Annotated in this window: 16 protein-coding genes; 4 read left to right on the top strand and 12 right to left on the bottom strand. The window is 44.8% G+C overall.

What is annotated here, in order from left to right; all coding sequences use genetic code 11:
* Positions 1 to 193: 193 nt before the first annotated feature.
* Positions 194 to 1,675 (bottom strand): anthranilate synthase component I, encoded by a 1,482-nt coding sequence (trpE, locus tag VGB26_15605; GenBank protein HEX9759200.1) that lies wholly within the window; start codon positions 1,673 to 1,675, stop codon positions 194 to 196.
* Between the two features lie 193 nt (positions 1,676 to 1,868).
* Between trpE and VGB26_15600 the strand changes: the two genes are divergently transcribed.
* Complete coding sequence (locus tag VGB26_15600) at positions 1,869 to 2,885, top strand: molybdopterin-dependent oxidoreductase (GenBank protein HEX9759199.1); 1,017 nt, start codon at positions 1,869 to 1,871, stop codon at positions 2,883 to 2,885.
* A 74-nt stretch (positions 2,886 to 2,959) separates the two neighbouring features.
* On the opposite strand, the gene VGB26_15595 is transcribed toward VGB26_15600, so the two are convergent.
* The 9 genes from VGB26_15595 to VGB26_15555 all read right to left on the bottom strand — a co-directional run bounded on the left by VGB26_15595 (position 2,960) and on the right by VGB26_15555 (position 8,443).
* On the bottom strand, positions 2,960 to 3,319 hold the full coding sequence (locus VGB26_15595) for a hypothetical protein (protein ID HEX9759198.1): 360 nt from the start codon (positions 3,317 to 3,319) through the stop codon (positions 2,960 to 2,962).
* Positions 3,320 to 3,347: 28 nt separating this feature from the next.
* Entirely contained in the window at positions 3,348 to 3,806 is a 459-nt protein-coding gene (locus VGB26_15590; GenBank protein ID HEX9759197.1) for a phosphate-starvation-inducible PsiE family protein, read from the bottom strand.
* Between the two features lie 69 nt (positions 3,807 to 3,875).
* A complete protein-coding gene (locus VGB26_15585) occupies positions 3,876 to 4,292 on the bottom strand; it encodes a nuclear transport factor 2 family protein (GenBank protein HEX9759196.1) in 417 nt (138 codons plus the stop codon).
* A gap of 59 nt (positions 4,293 to 4,351) precedes the next feature.
* Positions 4,352 to 4,768 (bottom strand): hypothetical protein, encoded by a 417-nt coding sequence (locus tag VGB26_15580; GenBank protein HEX9759195.1) that lies wholly within the window; start codon positions 4,766 to 4,768, stop codon positions 4,352 to 4,354.
* Positions 4,756 to 5,139, bottom strand: a complete 384-nt coding sequence (locus VGB26_15575; GenBank protein ID HEX9759194.1) for a tetratricopeptide repeat protein — start codon at positions 5,137 to 5,139, stop codon at positions 4,756 to 4,758. Before VGB26_15575 ends, VGB26_15580 begins: the two co-directional genes overlap by 13 nt.
* Positions 5,139 to 5,528 carry a hypothetical protein gene (locus tag VGB26_15570; protein ID HEX9759193.1) on the bottom strand — a complete coding sequence of 130 codons (390 nt, stop codon included), beginning with the start codon at positions 5,526 to 5,528 and terminating at the stop codon, positions 5,139 to 5,141. The genes VGB26_15575 and VGB26_15570 overlap by 1 nt, the downstream gene beginning before the upstream one ends.
* 164 nt (positions 5,529 to 5,692) lie before the next feature.
* Positions 5,693 to 6,628 (bottom strand): hypothetical protein, encoded by a 936-nt coding sequence (locus VGB26_15565; protein ID HEX9759192.1) that lies wholly within the window; start codon positions 6,626 to 6,628, stop codon positions 5,693 to 5,695.
* Positions 6,629 to 6,800: 172 nt separating this feature from the next.
* Positions 6,801 to 7,556 carry a hypothetical protein gene (locus VGB26_15560; GenBank protein HEX9759191.1) on the bottom strand — a complete coding sequence of 252 codons (756 nt, stop codon included), beginning with the start codon at positions 7,554 to 7,556 and terminating at the stop codon, positions 6,801 to 6,803.
* 77 nt (positions 7,557 to 7,633) lie between these two features.
* On the bottom strand, positions 7,634 to 8,443 hold the full coding sequence (locus VGB26_15555; GenBank protein HEX9759190.1) for an outer membrane lipoprotein-sorting protein: 810 nt from the start codon (positions 8,441 to 8,443) through the stop codon (positions 7,634 to 7,636).
* 91 nt (positions 8,444 to 8,534) lie between these two features.
* Between VGB26_15555 and VGB26_15550 the strand changes: the two genes are divergently transcribed.
* Entirely contained in the window at positions 8,535 to 9,401 is an 867-nt protein-coding gene (locus tag VGB26_15550) for an SHOCT domain-containing protein (GenBank protein ID HEX9759189.1), read from the top strand.
* Positions 9,402 to 9,455: 54 nt separating this feature from the next.
* Here the strand turns inward: VGB26_15550 and VGB26_15545 are convergent, their stop codons facing one another.
* Complete coding sequence (locus tag VGB26_15545) at positions 9,456 to 9,836, bottom strand: hypothetical protein (GenBank protein ID HEX9759188.1); 381 nt, start codon at positions 9,834 to 9,836, stop codon at positions 9,456 to 9,458.
* A gap of 169 nt (positions 9,837 to 10,005) precedes the next feature.
* Positions 10,006 to 11,493, bottom strand: a complete 1,488-nt coding sequence (gene traF, locus VGB26_15540) for a conjugal transfer protein TraF (GenBank protein ID HEX9759187.1) — start codon at positions 11,491 to 11,493, stop codon at positions 10,006 to 10,008.
* 285 nt (positions 11,494 to 11,778) lie between these two features.
* Here traF and VGB26_15535 point away from each other — a divergent pair, with 285 nt between their 5' ends.
* Positions 11,779 to 12,603: a CbbQ/NirQ/NorQ/GpvN family protein gene (locus VGB26_15535; protein HEX9759186.1), complete on the top strand. Its 825-nt coding sequence runs from the start codon at positions 11,779 to 11,781 to the stop codon at positions 12,601 to 12,603.
* A 21-nt stretch (positions 12,604 to 12,624) separates the two neighbouring features.
* Positions 12,625 to 15,408 carry a VWA domain-containing protein gene (locus VGB26_15530; GenBank protein HEX9759185.1) on the top strand — a complete coding sequence of 928 codons (2,784 nt, stop codon included), beginning with the start codon at positions 12,625 to 12,627 and terminating at the stop codon, positions 15,406 to 15,408.
* The last annotated feature ends 318 nt before the right edge of the window (positions 15,409 to 15,726 follow it).

The raw sequence follows: 15,726 nt of genomic DNA, 5'->3' as shown, positions 1-15,726 counted from the left end.
TCCTGAAGCGACGGCGGCAATAAATAGAGTGTTGATTGATCATAATCGATAAACTTTGCGCTCATTCTGTTCTACCTCGCTAATGTGTGCTCAAAAGATAGTCGACTATATCATATTTTTATCGGGAAAGTCCGACAGACTCCTAGTATAACAATGTCTCCGTTGGAACCGCAAGAAATCCCCAAGGGCATTTTCAATCCAGACCCTCTTCAGCCATTTCCACGGCCTTAAACATAGCCTGAGCCTTGTTTAAAGTTTCCACATATTCACTTTCGGGATCTGAATCGGCGACGATTCCCGCCCCAACCTGTATATAAGCCTGATCGCCTCTCAACACCACAGTTCGGATATTAATACAGGTATCCAGATTACCGGAAAAACTCACATATCCCACGGCACCGGCGTAGGGGCCCCGGCGATTGGGCTCTAACTCTTCAATGATTTCCATGGCCCGGACCTTCGGGGCACCTGACACCGTTCCCGCTGGAAAACTCGCCCGTACCACATCATAGATGTCTTTCCCGTGTATCAATTTCCCTTCCACATGAGAAACCAAATGCATCACATGGGAATAGCGCTCAATGGTCATTAAATGATCTACCCGGACCGATCCGATTTCTGCCACCCTTCCCACATCATTTCTTCCCAGATCAACCAACATGATATGCTCTGCTCGTTCTTTGGTATCCCCCAACAGTTCATCGGCCATTTCCTCGTCTTCATCCTCATTTTTTCCCCGCTTTCGTGTTCCCGCAATGGGCCTGACCTCCACACGCTCATCTTCACAGCGAACTAAAATTTCCGGAGAGGACCCTACCAGTTCCATCTCGCCCAACCTTAAATAATACATATAGGGGGAAGGATTAATAATCCGAAGTGCCCGGTAAATCCCAAAAGCGGACACGGAAATTTTTTTCTCAAACCGCTGGGAGAGCACCACCTGAAGAATGTCTCCCGCAGCAATATATTCTTTGGCTTTTTTAACCATCTTCACAAAGGCATCATGGCTTATATTCGATACGGGGGGTTTTTGAATCTTTTTCTTTTTTCGTGAACGCTTCGGTTTTCGGACCGGTCCGTTTAATTTTTGAACCATCTCCTCAATTTGCTTAACCGCATGGGTATAGGCTTTTTCAACCTGGCCGTTCAGGATATGCGCATTGGCAACCACTTTTATTTTCTGGGCTACATTATCAAAAATGAAGAGCGTTTCACTAATCATAAAATACAAATCGGGAAAATGAAGGGACCCCCTTTGATAATCAGGAACCCGCTCAAAAGAACGCACCATATCATAGCTCAAATACCCCACCGCCCCTCCGAAAAACCGTGGAAGCCCCTCCACCTCCACCGGGCGGTAATCCGACATCACCTTTTTTAAAGCCTCAAGGGGATCGGGTCCCATGTCAAAGTTTTGGGAAATCCCATCTTTTAACACCTCGAGCTGATTTTCCGAGCCCCGAATCACCAAAAAAGGCGTGCTTCCCAAAAAGGTATATCGTGCCCACTTTTCCCCTCCCTCTACACTTTCGAGAAGATAGGAATACTGGCCATCATCAATTTTCAAAAAGGCTGAAACCGGGGTTTCAAGATCGGCCAAGATCTCCCGGTACACGGGAACTAGGTTTCCCTGCTGGGCCTTTTCTTCAAATTGTTCGAATGAGGGATAGTACACAAAAATTCCTTCCAAAAAAGGGATTTTTCAGAAAACTCAGGGGGTTGAAACTAACATAGGACACCCTAAAAGTCAATTCAGTCGGGTGTGGTTTTTAATTACAACTCCCTAAATTCATTAACCAAAATTCCCTCTTGCCAAAAAGATCTAACACCAGATATTATTATAGCAAATCACACCCCTGAGAGAGACCATGAAACCGTTTAACAGAAGAAAAATGATTCAATTAGGCGGGATGGGATTGCTTACTTTGGGCCTTGGCCAAAGAGCAGAAGCAGGCGCTTTTTTTTGGGGAAAATTGTTCTCTGTCCCTCCAAGGGACACGCCCTATATTACCCCCAACGATAAATTTTACCTTGTAAACTATTCCGATCATTCCCTTGAATCCACCCAAAATATCCATTTGGGACAATGGCGGGTGTCCATCAACGGAATGGTGGATCACCCCTTAACCCTTGGCTATGCGGATTTTCTGGGAAAACAATTTATTGAAAAAGTCGTGACGCTTCAATGCATCGATAACCTTCCGGGAGGAGACAGCATCAGTAATGCCCTGTGGGGGGGACTCCCTCTAAGAAAACTGCTCGAGGAGGTGAAACCCTTCTCGGATGTCAAAGACGTGATTTTCCGAGGAGCGGACGGCTACCATGACAGCATAACCTTCGAACGGGCAATGGAGGGTGACGTCCTCCTGGCCCATTCCATGAACGGGGTTCAACTTCCCAGACAACACGGATTTCCCCTTCGGGCGGTGGTTCCCGGGATCTACGGAATTAAAAACGTAAAGTGGCTGACGAATATCGAATTGGTGGGACATGACCATCAGGGTTACTGGCAAGAGAAAGGTTGGACCGATGAGGGGATTATGAAAATTACCTCCCGGATCGATAACCCGGGGCATTACCAAGAAATAAAAGAAGAAAAACATACCATTGAAGGGATCGCATTCGGCGGTTTGCATGGCATTTCAGCGGTGGAGATTACCACCGATGGAGAACGCACGTGGCACCCCACAACCATTCAACCTCCAGCCTCAGACCTTTCATGGGTCAAATGGAAATACCCATGGCGCATTCCAAAAAAAGGACCCCACCAGTTGACAGTTCGGGCCATTGATCGAAAAGGGAACCCCCAAATTCCCCAAGTCGCCCGCGCCTATCCCGACGGCGCCACCGGCCTCCACACCATCGTCGCCCTCGCTAATATTTAGGTTTCGACGTTCTTAAATTGTTTAGGTTTAGATCCTCTGTCCCTGGATTGGAGAGAGGAATAAAAAAATTTTTTTCATAAATTCAAAAAAGTCTTTTTTTTACCCTTCCGCTTTAATAACTCAATATTGATTCCAATAAACCCTCCAGCGGCGGCTCCGGATCCCGCCAGAATGACTAGGATATCCTCTACACGGTCAATCATAAAACTGGTCGCAGCACCCACCGCCAGCCCGACTAAAATGCTTATGAAGAACCGGCGGGCACCTAATCCTGCAACCGCAAAACCTAAAACACCCCCCAAAAAGAAACCCATTAGAATAAGAAAATTGCCTCCCAGGTAAAACCCAATGGTTCCCCCGGTAATACCCATGATGGCCATCCCGAGGGCCCGGTCAATACCCAGGTTGGTTTCTTGTTTTAAAGAGTCTTCCAAAACTCACTTTACGGGGAGATGGTCATCCTCACCCTTTAGGTTCTTTTATCTGTAAACTTTTTCGATAAAAAAAGAAGGCAAGGACCAAAACCGCAATAATGGTTACATTGGCTCCCATATCCAACAGGTGGCGATGGAAAATAGCATCCGGAATTTCCTCCAATGTAGACAACTGTGCTCCACCCGTTAAAAATTTTCGGATCCCGGCAATGATCCCTACAATGAGAAAGGGTTCCAAGCTGACGGTGTGGGATTTTAAAAAGTTCAATAAAGTCCGGAAAAGCTCTAAAAGGATTACCACAAAAAGAAGATTATTCGTCAAATGCAGAGCCGACTCAACAATTCCGGATTGAAAGGATATAAAAAAAGTATACCACCCATAAATAAAAGTGATCATTCCCAGCAACAAAAAACTCAATGAAGCAGTTAAGTATCCCCACTCTTCCAGAAATTCCAAGCGGGCCATCAAAGTCCCTGAGGAAATCATTTTTTTCACAACGGCACCCTCCCCCTGATTAGAAAAATTTCAAAATGGACCCGAACCCTTTTTTTTTCCCTATGTTGAAGAGATGGAAGGATTCGTCAAAACCGGAGATCCATGGTGATGGACCATTTTCCAAAGATCATTCCGTTTTTCGAAAATATTGGTGGCGAGAATTCGGCTTTTTTGGGAGGGTTCTTCTGCTTGGGTTTCAATATTCTCCGTACAGACCACCCACGCCACCCCTTCATCCCCTGAAATGTGCAAATCCGATACGGTAAATTTTATAAAAAGTGTATGATTAAAAATTCTGACCCAACTATCACGAACCGATGGCCAGCCCGTTAACCCTCCCCATCCGGGATGAACGCATTGAACACGATCATCCTGGGCCCATACCCGATCCATTAATTTTATATCCAAGCTTTCAAAGGCTTGATAAAACCCTTCATTGGCTTCGAAAACTTCTTTATGCAACCTGATCTTGGTCATTCAAAGCCCATTGTGGAAATAAATTTGAGCTGAGTTTTTTTGAAAGGCGTTTTTCCCGGTTAAGGAAACCGTCTGGAATTGACCTTCACTGTGCTTCCTTTAATAAAGGGAAGTTTTCCATTTTCAACATAAGAATCCCCCACCACGTGGACCGTTTCATCAGGCTTCATGATTTGAATCATGGTATTCATCGCCAGAGGCCGTCCTCCCTCATCCAAAAGGTAATAATAGACGGACACCCGTCGCTGCTCAGGGGCATGGCTTTTAACTGTGGCTTCCCATGAATATCGGGTTTTGTTGATTCGCTCCCATTTCTCCGTGGTCTTCCAGGAATGATCAATGACTTCAATTGCTTTTTCTTCGCCCCATCCCGGGTGGGACAGGAAAAGGAAGACCACAAAAGGGAGGAAACCAACCCACACGGGCCGGCTTTTATTTTTTCGGGCAGATCCTTTTTGAATATTTAATTTATGCATTGGGTTAAAAACGCATTGGCATGCTGTTCTTTTGTGTCTTCAATATATTTTTTAGGAGCGTTCTGAAGAAACTCTCTAAAATAACGACAGGCCTCTTGAACCTCTCCAATTTTTTCATAAGACCAAGCAGTCATAAAGGTGGGGGTATACATCAGGGATTGGTCCCGAATCTGATAATCCTGGGCAAGTTGGGATGCTTTTTTAAACGCCACAATGGCCTCCTCAAACAAGGCCATGGACATATCTATCATTCCGGTCCGGTTAAATTGGTAGGCCTCCTCTTCTTCAGGGGTTAATAAAACCTGTTCTTTTACTTCCTTTAAAGTACACCCCATGATCAATAGGGAAAAAACAACCCAAAACCGGATCATTAACTCCTCCCTATCTTTTTTTTCTTTTGTTTTACCGGTTTTTTCTCCTTCCCCGCTCTTGCCATTTCCCAAAGGTTTTTCCCCTGCCAAAGGATCACAAGCACGAGACCCGCCTCGGTAAAGGAAATGTTAAAAGGAGACTCGCCCGCGGGTTCCAGGCTTGGGGAGGATAACAGAAGAATGAGGGTTCCAATCGCACCAAAGAAAACCCCAAATCGGAAAAAACCTTGACGCACCTCCACTGTCTCAGCAAATTCTCCTCCAAATCGGGCCGCCATCTTTTTGACCCACGAGGCCTTGCTTTTTTTAGCGATAATCAGAAAAAGGGTAACCATGATTGAAAAAAAGGCCATCCAAAGAAAAATATAACCAAAAAGTTTCCACAACATGAAGGGTTCCAAAGGGTTAATAATGGTTGAATCTTACTGGATTTAACTAAGGAGTGTCAATAAAACAACAGATGAAAAGGTATAAGAGGGGTTTTTAATAGAGGAGAAAAAAGAAATTTGTTTTAAAAAGTCAAAATAAAGGTTGTCAGCCCTCGTTAAGAAAATTAAAGCACAAGACTCAATTGGACCGCGTGTCTTCGGTTACCCCGTTGCCCCGCATAGGTCCCCAGCTCCTCTGCATAGGTGGCATATCCAAACTGGAGAACCCAAAAATCTAGAGTGGCGCCAGCGGTGAGATATCCCTGATTCAATCCCGCTCGAAGGGCAATGGTCATAGGAAATCTTACCTCCATACCTAGATGGACCCTTTTATATAAATCATTATCTCTACCCCCATTTTTGGTTAGGTCATTTACCTCAAAAACCAAACTGCTGCTAAGGATCCAAAATTCGGGATTAATTCCTATTCCTGCGTTGAGCTGCTGAGGGATCTCCCCCAGCTCTCCGAAATCCAGATCAGAAATATTTTGAAGAACCAGGGCAACAGAAGGATTAAAAGGGAAAGGAAAGTTGAATTTACTTCCCAGATCAAAAGCAAAATCCGTTTTCCTCTGGGTATCCTCAAAAGGATTAAAATCGGCCACAACATCAGAAGGCAAAAAGGTTTTTTTGATACCCTGGCGATGAATCACTTTTGCCGTAACACCCATCTGAAGACGATCATCCCAAAGCCCCCATGCGGCTCCCACCAGCCCCCCAATATCCAATTTTGCGTCGGACACTACCTCGGGAGAAGACGGATTTCTTACCTCAAGGTCCATTGTTCCTTGCCCTAAGATTCCAAAAGCCAAATTAGACCTATAATAACTTGGAAATAATGAGGTTTTGAGGTGATGGTGTTTCCCTAAATTTTTATTGAGTAAATCGCTCACCTGAGCCGTATTGGTTCCTTCCAAATCTTTAAGATCCTGAACAAACCCAACGGCGTCTTTTGAAAAGGCCAAAAAAGGATTTAGGATTTTAATTTTCCCTTTATCCTTTACATCATTGAGGCCAGCGGGGTTGTAAAAAAGGGCATTTTCATCATTGGAAAGAGTCATAAAGGCTCCCCCCATTCCCAGGGGCCGGATCCCCTGGTAAAGAACCTGGAATTCTTCACAAAACCCAAGAGAATAGATAGGGAAAACACCTAAAAAAGAAAAGATAAAAACAAGAAGGGGTCGGATATTTTTTTTTGAGAAAGGAAACACCTGGTTTTAAATCACAAAAATTTTAAAGGGTTGCAAGATACAACTGAAGCTCTCCCGGCGTTACTATTCCATTTTGATCTCCATCGAGATCGTTTTCTATCTCGGTAATATCATCGGTGAGATCTTCACGATTCGTTAATCCCGATCCCTCTACCCCTATAACGATTAACGCCAAATCATTGGAAACCCCTGTAACGGTTCCAAAATTAATTTCAGCGGTTTCAACTTCCCAATAGGAAGGGACATGAATGGGAGCTCCGGTTCTCGTGTTAAAACCATTCGTTAAATCCACCCCAATACCCGTCACCAAGTGGGAAGCAGCAACCACCGCCAATTGAAGGTTCTGATTAGGCGTCCGGGGAAAAACCCCAGAAAGGAGGGTTAACGCGGAAGCCATATCCGTTTTATTGGACTCCGTTGGGGTTGGAAGAAGTGTAGAAAAGGTCGAAAAACTGTTGGTCGTTCCGGTGGCCGTAAGGGCAGCGGTATTGATTAAGTTAAATAAATTCACCCCAGCCCTTCCCGAATAAGCCGAGGCAAGAAGACCAATGGTCTCATTATCACAAGTGGGTTGCGCCAAGTCTGTTCCACAAAGTTCCTGCAACGTTTGAATGGCAGCGGAAAAATTTCCCTTATCCATTTCAATTTTAGCTTCCTCCATTTTGGCTTGGGAGGTCTCCTTGTTCCCCAACCCATCGAAAACACTGTTCTCCCCACAGCCCCACACCATAAACATCATTAAAATGAGACACAGGATAAAGTTCAATTTTTTATCCATTTCAAACCCCGAACAGGGCCCCAATCAATAGACGCCCTATTATAAACTTTTTTCCCAAGGATGCAAAGAAAGGGTTTTTATCGAGTCAAACCTCGCTCCAAATTTCTTTGGGTAAAAATACGTTCGGGTAGTCCCGAATTGATCTTAATATTTTTTAATTCTATGGTGGTGGTCCGCTTGGTTTGTTGGTTTTTAATCCGAGAACCTTTCCAAACCGGAACTTCTTTTATTTTCTGCCATTGAATGTTTTGGGATTTTAACAACTGGTTGGATGAAGAGAAATAATCGATTTTTAAAATTAACCCTCTTTTTTTTGAAATCCAAAATACTTTTTTCCCATAAGGTGAAGGATGGGAAAAGGTCGTTTGAATGATAAAGCACAGTTCCCCCTTCAGGGTCCCCTCTTTCATTATTATAAATTGGGTTTGATCAAACTGCATTCGGGTCATATCTTCAAACAAAAGATCAGATTCCCGGAGACCATCTTCCGGAGAAAGGCGCTGGATTTTTCTGGTTTGCCGAAGAGATGGAAAATACATCCAAAATTCGGAGTCATCCGGATTTTTGTTTTCCCATAACAGGAAACTCTCTCCCTTTTCGGTGGGAGGGAATGTGGTGATTAAAAGGGTTTTGCTTTGAAGCTTCGGATCAGCTCTATAATTTTTCCAATAAAAAGAAAGCTCGGTTTTTACCTGTTTTCCCCCATCGTCCTGCAGGGTAAAGATGATATCAGCCGTTTGATCCTCCAGGGAATAAACTCGGTCCATGGCTTTCTTCATAATTCCCCGTCCTTCATCGGAAACCGTTTGCCCCTTGGCCTCCTCTCCTCCAATAAAAAAAATGGCACACACAAAAAGGAGAACTTTTTTAAGTTGCTCAACGGCCATTGATGTCCTTTTCAGTTTAGTGTTGAATTTCCAACCCAACTCAGGAATAATGCAAAATCAATTTGGGTATTATATAAAAAAGGGAGGGGAATTGGAAAAAAATTCATTAGGGTTGCCCCTTATAATCGGAATTTCGATGGTCACCCTTTTGGCATGCGGGCCAAAAGTCATTACCACCAAAATCCATGAAGACCCCTCTTTCAAGGTTTATCTTATACAAACCCCAAAAAATGAGGACCCCTTGCCGGCCCCTCCCTACCAGCATCCACTTCAATTCGACGAAAGTCAAATGGAACAGCTATTGGGATCCATTCAGATTCAGTATTCCAAAAGGAAATTAAGCCGCCTTTTCTCAAATAAAAAACCTGACCAAGAGCCTGCATTTTCAGAAGAGGAAATTAAACATTTGGCTCTTCCCATGGCCCGGGCTTTTGGCCAAGCCACTCCAAAGGACAAAATTCATTTTCAGTTGGATCACCGGGTTTCTGTTTTTAGGGGAGGAAGATCCACAGGGGTCCTGTTTGCAAAAAATGATCGGCTTCATTTTATTCTTGGAAATTACCGGTACATTCCAGGGGTCAAAAGAACAGATATTTACCGGGAAATCAATGACCGGATCCAAAAACCAAGCGTGGGGGTGGACAATCCTCTCAACACAAAAGATATCGGAAATGTTTCACTGACCCCGAGTTCTTTTCAAAAACTCCATGAAATTGAGGAAGAAAAACTGAACGGGCGTTGGCTGGCCATCGATTATACCCAGCTTTTACAAAGCCCCAGCCCTGCACAAGAGGAGAAAACCCCCAAGGTTCATTTGAACCTAACCCTTCCTTCTGCCCCCAAAGGAGAACCCTCTCTTGAAGAACGTCTTAGAACCTTAAAACAATGGAGGGAGGAAGGCCTCATTAGCGAAGAAGAATATTCAGAAAAAAAACAGGATTTATTAAAAGAGTTTTAATCAAACCCGGATACTCACCTCACGCACCTGTTTTTCTCTCCTTTACCCTATCTTTTACCGTACAAAAAATCGCCTTCTAGCAAGGATGTATATAACAAAAGGAACCAACACAACGATAAAAATGGTTCTAACACGGCCATAGCCGATTAAAATAAAACTAGAAATGGCACTGGTGAGCACGTCCGCCGCATAGAAAAGGGAAAGGTAAACCGCCCATTTCCGGAGGGTCAGGAACCCATACCCGATGGCAATATGCAAAAGTGGTTGTGCCACCAGAATTATCTTTCCGGCTACCCCGGTCATTTTGAACCCAAAAAATTTGGGATCATAGGTCCAACCCGTGGACATGATGTTCCCGAGCTCCATGGGAGCACTTAAAAGAAACAGGATCCCGAAAATGGTAATATCGAGCGGTCTTTTGGGTTTGAATTCCATCAAATCCCTCAACTGACGCGGTGAGGCTACCAAGTTCGACCCAGGCTGTCAAACTATCCTTTTAGAAGCCCCATAAAGAACTTTAAAGAAAGGATATTTTTTAGAGGAAGAAAGAAGGGACAAGTAGGTCTTGGAGTGATTAAATTAAACTGTGGGATAGATAAAACGGCTAAAAATCAACACTGAGTTGAGCGGCGACACGAACCTCTTTTGGAATACTTTCACCATCGAAATTCTCTTTATCATCGGTTAAGGCCCCGGCAATATCAAAACGAACGAGCCATAAATTTAACCCGACTCCTGCAGTGTAGACCCAGCCGATATCATCTTCGGCCAAATTTTTATAGGTCCCGGCCCGCAACGCCAAAATTCGAAATACATCCCATTCCAAACCGAAGGAAAGGTTTCGGGTTTGATACCCGGGAAAACTGGTTTCGTTTTCCGTTAAATCAAAATCGCTCTCCAGGGTCAATGTTTGAAAAGGAATGAATGCAATTCCTGCGGTAACCTGGGGGTCAACCGTTATATCATCAAACTTTGTACCATTCACCGTTGGCCCATCGAAGGAGGGACTATTTAGATTTCGAGCAACAAGACCCAGGTTAACCATTCGGTACCGGCCCATTACGCCCAGATCGATTCCAACATCAAAAGAATCCTCATAATTATCATCGGCACTCTCAATGATATCCCCTGAATCCTTATCAAATACCACAATTTGTGTCCCATACACCCGGCCCCTCATCAGCTTCAAGCTACCCCCGAAAGACCAATGATCATTTAACGCATAACCATAGGAAATCGGAATTTCCAACAGGGCCAACCCCTGCAGGACAGCTGTGGTGGTATTACTCTGAAGCGTCGTTCCTCCGGATTGGGTAGACACACTGGCCAAAATATCCGCCACCCCCTGAACCTGATCCGCTTGAACCCCCTGTTGTCTGGCCAAAAAATCTAACTGCTGAATGGCGGCCGCATCCAAACCCGCGGTGCTGAGCTGGGCCTGCTGTGCAGGAGTAAAAAGAGTGGTTAAACCATCGTTTCCGGTAATCGTGACGCTGTTAATATCCGCACTCAGATCTGCACCGGTTAAATTGATTCCCAAATTGGTGGTGTCTAAATTGAGAACACGGCCTGTGGCTTGGGAAAACATACGGGCGCCGATACCAAAATGTAAAACCCTAAACCCGAATCCCCCCGTTGCATCTACGGTAATGGCATTCCCAGGATCATCTAAGCCCGCCAAATCATTCACTAGATTAACCAGATTGGTAAGGTCCGTTTGATTTTGGATCCCCGTTGTACTCAACCCATCATGATCAATCTTTGAAAGGTTATCCAGAAAACTTCCAAAGTCCTGATGCAACCGGTACCCCGCACCCGCATTGGCATCCAAACCCCAATCTTTTCGGTTTAAACCGTTGTTATCGGAAACCATTTGATCACCATTGGAATCTTTATAAGAAAAAAACCCGAAGGCGGCAGGGTTATAATATTGGGCAGTGGTATCCGAAACCGATGCAACGTTGGCTCCCGCCATCCCCATTGCACGGGGCCCAACCAGGAAGTTATCTAAAGCAACCCCCTCCCCCCCCAGCAGCAAAAAAAATAAGGACAAAAAAATTCCGATCAAAGAACCCATTTTTATTTTTAACATTTTTTCCCTCCGGAACATAAAGTTTTAAATGGGCTGGAATGGGTGCGGGAAGGCAGAGAAACACCGTTGAGAAACCCTCCATTCCTCACCAAGTATTAAAGATAGCACCGATAAATGACCTGTCAATTTAGGGATTCCTAGAACACATGGGAAAATGCAATCTTCCCGAATAAAGGAAAAAATATAAAAAAGGGTGTATTACAAATTTCTCTACCTCATTGTTTTCCCTATTCAAAGCAGTTATAATGGCTTTTCTAAAATTTGTTAAACGGACAAAGGGAGAACATGGCAGACAACCATAAGGGCCAGGAACAAAACATTGAAAATTTCCGGATTACCCATCCCCCCTACTATCTGCCCGTTGGGGATGAGGTCATCCTCTTTCGCACTGCCCACGAATCCCGGGTGCCTCTGATGTTAAAGGGACCTACGGGATGCGGAAAAACCCGCTTTGTGGAGTACATGGCCTACCAACTTAAACTGCCCTTGATCACAGTCGCATGCCACGAAGACCTGACCGCTTCGGATTTATTGGGGAGATTTCTCCTCAAAGGAGAGGAAACCATCTGGGTAGACGGTCCTTTAACCCTCGCGGCGAAACATGGGGCTCTATGTTATCTGGATGAGGTGGTAGAGGCCCGGAAGGACACCACCGTTGTGATTCATCCACTGACAGATGCCCGACGGGTCTTACCCATTGAGAAAAAAGGACAAATCATCGAAGCCCGAGATGAGTTCATGCTGATTATCTCTTATAACCCGGGTTACCAGAGCGCTCTCAAGGATCTCAAACAAAGCACCAAACAACGTTTTATTTCCCTCGAATTTAATTATCCTCCCGCAGAACCGGAGGCGGAAATTGTTATGCATGAAACACAGGTTTCCAAAGAATTGGCGAAAAGCCTTGTAAAGATCGGGGAAAAAATCCGGAATCTGAAACATTATGGCTTAGAGGAAGGAGTCAGCACCCGGCTGCTCATCTATGCGGGGCAAATGATTCAAAAAGGCATACATCCTCGAACCGCCTGCGAAGTTGCCATTGTTCAGCCCATCACCGATGACCAGGAAATGCAAAGGAGTATTCGAGAAATCGTCTCGACCATCTTATAACCTTCATCCAACCCGTTCCCCATGAATTCAGAAGATTCCAACATCCAGCAATTCGGTTTTTTTATTTCCCAAATATCCGAAAAGGCAGCCAATGCCTTTATGGCCCATGCTCCCTTGGTAGCGCCCATGCTTTCCCGGGAAGAGATGATTCTCTGGGTTCAATTCGGAACCCGGATTGCCCAAACCTCCGCCACCGCTGCCATCAAATTTTTCCGTGAAAGCCCTGCCAGTATTGAGGCATGTAAAAAGAATTTTTCCCTCGGAGAAATTTTTAAATGCGGCACCCATCTGGCGGAGCAAAATTATGGAATCGCGCTGGAATTTTTCAGGCAGTGCCCCCGAGTGATCCACCAACTCACTAGCGAGCAAATGACCACCTGGGCAAACCTTGGATTGGAAATCGGAAAAGAAGAATACGGAACTGCCATTGAATATTTCAAGGAATCTCCTTCTCTTTTGCCGTTTATTGGGGTCTATCAACTGGAAAACTGGGGTCGAGTCGGACTTTTATTGGCGTTGGAAGATCTAAAAACAAAGGACTTCCTCAGCATTGAGTTTTTCCGTTTAAGTCCCGAAGCCCTTGGAAAAATTCCATCTCACTTTCTTCGGTCCAAAGCATTAAACCTGACCCAGACCCTTGCAAAGGGTTCCGGAAAAATCGCCATGGAATTTTTTAGGCAATCCCCCGCCCTTTTCTCTGTTTTTGCGCCCTATGAAAATGAGGAAACAATTTTCGACCTTGCAGGGCAATTGGCACACGTTGCTCCGTTCGCCCTGGTTGATTTCTTTATGAATGGGTACGTTGTTTTAAAAATGCTTGAAGGATCCATTCCGAAATTTCAAGAATGGGCTGAAAAAGGAATCCGAATAGCCAAAAAAAGCCCTGAAGGAGCCAAAGGCTATTTCTCCATGCGTTTGAAAGTGTCCCAGGACACGGCCAAAAACCTTTTCCATGGACTTTTTCTTAGGGAGGTCTCCCGGACCCTTCGGTTGTTTGCGGAAGGAATCTGCGGGAAACCGGTAGAAATCCGTTCAGGAGCAGATGGCATTGGGACCCCCTCCCATTCCGGTGAAACCATCACACTCCCAGACAAAATAATGGCTTTTCCCACAATTGAGGAAAATTTTAGGTTTTATAAGGTCATGGTCCTCCACGAAGCCGCCCATTTAGAGTTCGGGACCTATGAAAAAATCCCACCCGAACTATTTAAATCTTTGGATAAAACAATAATAAAAGCCCCCGAAGGTGCCCTCCCGTCAAACCTGACAGGGTTATTTAAACTCTTTTTGGAACCCATGCTTGCCCGGAACCTTTGGACCATCGTGGAGGAGGGAAGGATCGATTGGCTTCTCCACCATGAATACCCCGGAATCCGGGCCGACTTGAATGTGGTCATCTCCCAACAGCTCAAAGGGCGACCTAATCTGTTCGAGCTGCCCCCGAAACAGGCGTTTTTGGAAGCCCTTTTACAGCTCTCGGTGGCGGATAGCACCGATGTTCCCATCGGTTTGGCGGAAGAGGTCTCCCAGGCTTATGCGATATTAAAAACCGTTCAACAGCCCTCCGCCACACTATGTGATTCCATCCGGGCGGTGGTTTCACTCTATCCTCTGGTAGAAAAATATCTTGAAGAAAGGGAAGAGGATCAAAAAGAAAATCCATCAGAGGAACAGCAGAACCAGCCCCTTCCGGATGTTCCCAATGAGGGACATGAGCCCATGGCCAATTTTTCTTTTAGAAGTCCCCTGGATATCCGCAAAATTGATCGCCTTCAGACCATCCACGAACCTGGAGAGGAAGGAACCCAAACCCAAAGCTCGGAGCTCACCTCCACACAGATCGCCTCAGGGTCCTCGCAATTCAGTTCGGGGGAGGAATTAAAACCGGCTCCGTTTTCCTCCTCAGAAGGCCAAGACTTTTTTATTTATGATGAATGGGACAATTCATCAGGAGATTTTAGGCCTCGTTGGTGCAAAGTCTTTGAAAAAGAAACCGAGAATGACTCCACCACATTTATAGATGCTGTAAAAACGGAATACGGCGGAACCATCCTCTCTTTGAGACGGTATTTTGAATGTTTACGGCCGGAAGGGTTTAAAAAGATCAAAAAACAGGAACACGGAGAAGAAATAGATCTGGAATCCGCCATTGAATCGTTCATCGAAAGAAAAGCCAAACGTTCTCCGTCCAACCGCGTGTATACTCGAAGAGAAAAAAAGGCCCGGGATGTCTCCGTCGCTTTTTTAATGGATATGAGTGGCTCCACCAGCCAACAACTGGAAGGGGTGTCCAAAAGAGTAATTGATGTTCAGAAAGAAGGTTTGGTTCTTTTATCAGAAGCCCTCGATGCCATTGGCGATGAATACGCCCTTTATGGATTTTCGGGCCGGTCTAGAAATCAGGTGGATTGTTACCGCATTAAAGGCTTCGATGAAAAATACGATCATACGGTTCAAAACCATATCGGGGGGATTCAACCTTTAGGTCAGAACCGGGACGGGACGGCCATCCGGCATATCACTAAAAAATTGCTTGAAAGGGTTTCCAAAATTAAAATTCTCATCCTCCTCAGCGATGGAAAACCGTTGGATGATGATTACAGTGGAACCTACGCCTTGGAGGACACCAAAATGGCCCTTCGGGAAGCCCGAAATTCAGGGATCTATCCTTTCTGCATTACCGTAGACCAAAAAGCTCCCGAATATATTGAAAAAATGTTTGGAGATGTAAGCTACACCATTATTCAGAATATCAACACCCTTCCGGAAAAACTTCCTCGAATCTATAAATCGCTGACCACTTAATTCACCTTTTATAACCGGAGAGTGATTACCTTTCATTTTAAAATCTCCCCTTCCTCTCTTTTTCAAAGAGGGGAACCTTATTTTTTTCCTTTTGGAAAATGCACCTTCTCTCACTTCCCCCTTTGGAAAAGGGGGATAAAGGGGGATTTTAAAATTTTTGATTCAACCGGAGTAAACCATAAAGGTCAAGAATAAGGTTGAAGAAGGGAAGCTAAGGAATCTGGGGAACATCCAGGATACGGATATAATCTACCTTTATAATTTGTGATTGGGGTGTAGGAAAGGGGTCACAAACTTTATACAGTTGCTGAGTAATTC

The organism is Nitrospiria bacterium (assembly GCA_036397255.1).
Classification (GTDB): Bacteria; Nitrospirota; Nitrospiria; order DASWJH01; family DASWJH01; genus DASWJH01.
This window is presented reverse-complemented; position numbering and strand designations above follow the sequence as displayed.

Coding starts and splice junctions, on each gene's coding strand:
- VGB26_15600 (HEX9759199.1), top strand. CDS start 1,869: ATGAAACCGTTTAACAGAAGAAAAATGATTCAATTAGGCGGGATGGGA.
- VGB26_15590 (HEX9759197.1), bottom strand. CDS start 3,806: ATGATTTCCTCAGGGACTTTGATGGCCCGCTTGGAATTTCTGGAAGAG.
- VGB26_15585 (HEX9759196.1), bottom strand. CDS start 4,292: ATGACCAAGATCAGGTTGCATAAAGAAGTTTTCGAAGCCAATGAAGGG.
- VGB26_15580 (HEX9759195.1), bottom strand. CDS start 4,768: ATGCATAAATTAAATATTCAAAAAGGATCTGCCCGAAAAAATAAAAGC.
- VGB26_15575 (HEX9759194.1), bottom strand. CDS start 5,139: ATGATCCGGTTTTGGGTTGTTTTTTCCCTATTGATCATGGGGTGTACT.
- VGB26_15570 (HEX9759193.1), bottom strand. CDS start 5,528: ATGTTGTGGAAACTTTTTGGTTATATTTTTCTTTGGATGGCCTTTTTT.
- VGB26_15565 (HEX9759192.1), bottom strand. CDS start 6,628: ATGACTCTTTCCAATGATGAAAATGCCCTTTTTTACAACCCCGCTGGC.
- VGB26_15560 (HEX9759191.1), bottom strand. CDS start 7,556: ATGGATAAAAAATTGAACTTTATCCTGTGTCTCATTTTAATGATGTTT.
- VGB26_15555 (HEX9759190.1), bottom strand. CDS start 8,443: ATGGCCGTTGAGCAACTTAAAAAAGTTCTCCTTTTTGTGTGTGCCATT.
- VGB26_15545 (HEX9759188.1), bottom strand. CDS start 9,836: ATGGAATTCAAACCCAAAAGACCGCTCGATATTACCATTTTCGGGATC.
- traF (HEX9759187.1), bottom strand. CDS start 11,493: ATGTTAAAAATAAAAATGGGTTCTTTGATCGGAATTTTTTTGTCCTTA.
- VGB26_15535 (HEX9759186.1), top strand. CDS start 11,779: ATGGCAGACAACCATAAGGGCCAGGAACAAAACATTGAAAATTTCCGG.
- VGB26_15530 (HEX9759185.1), top strand. CDS start 12,625: ATGAATTCAGAAGATTCCAACATCCAGCAATTCGGTTTTTTTATTTCC.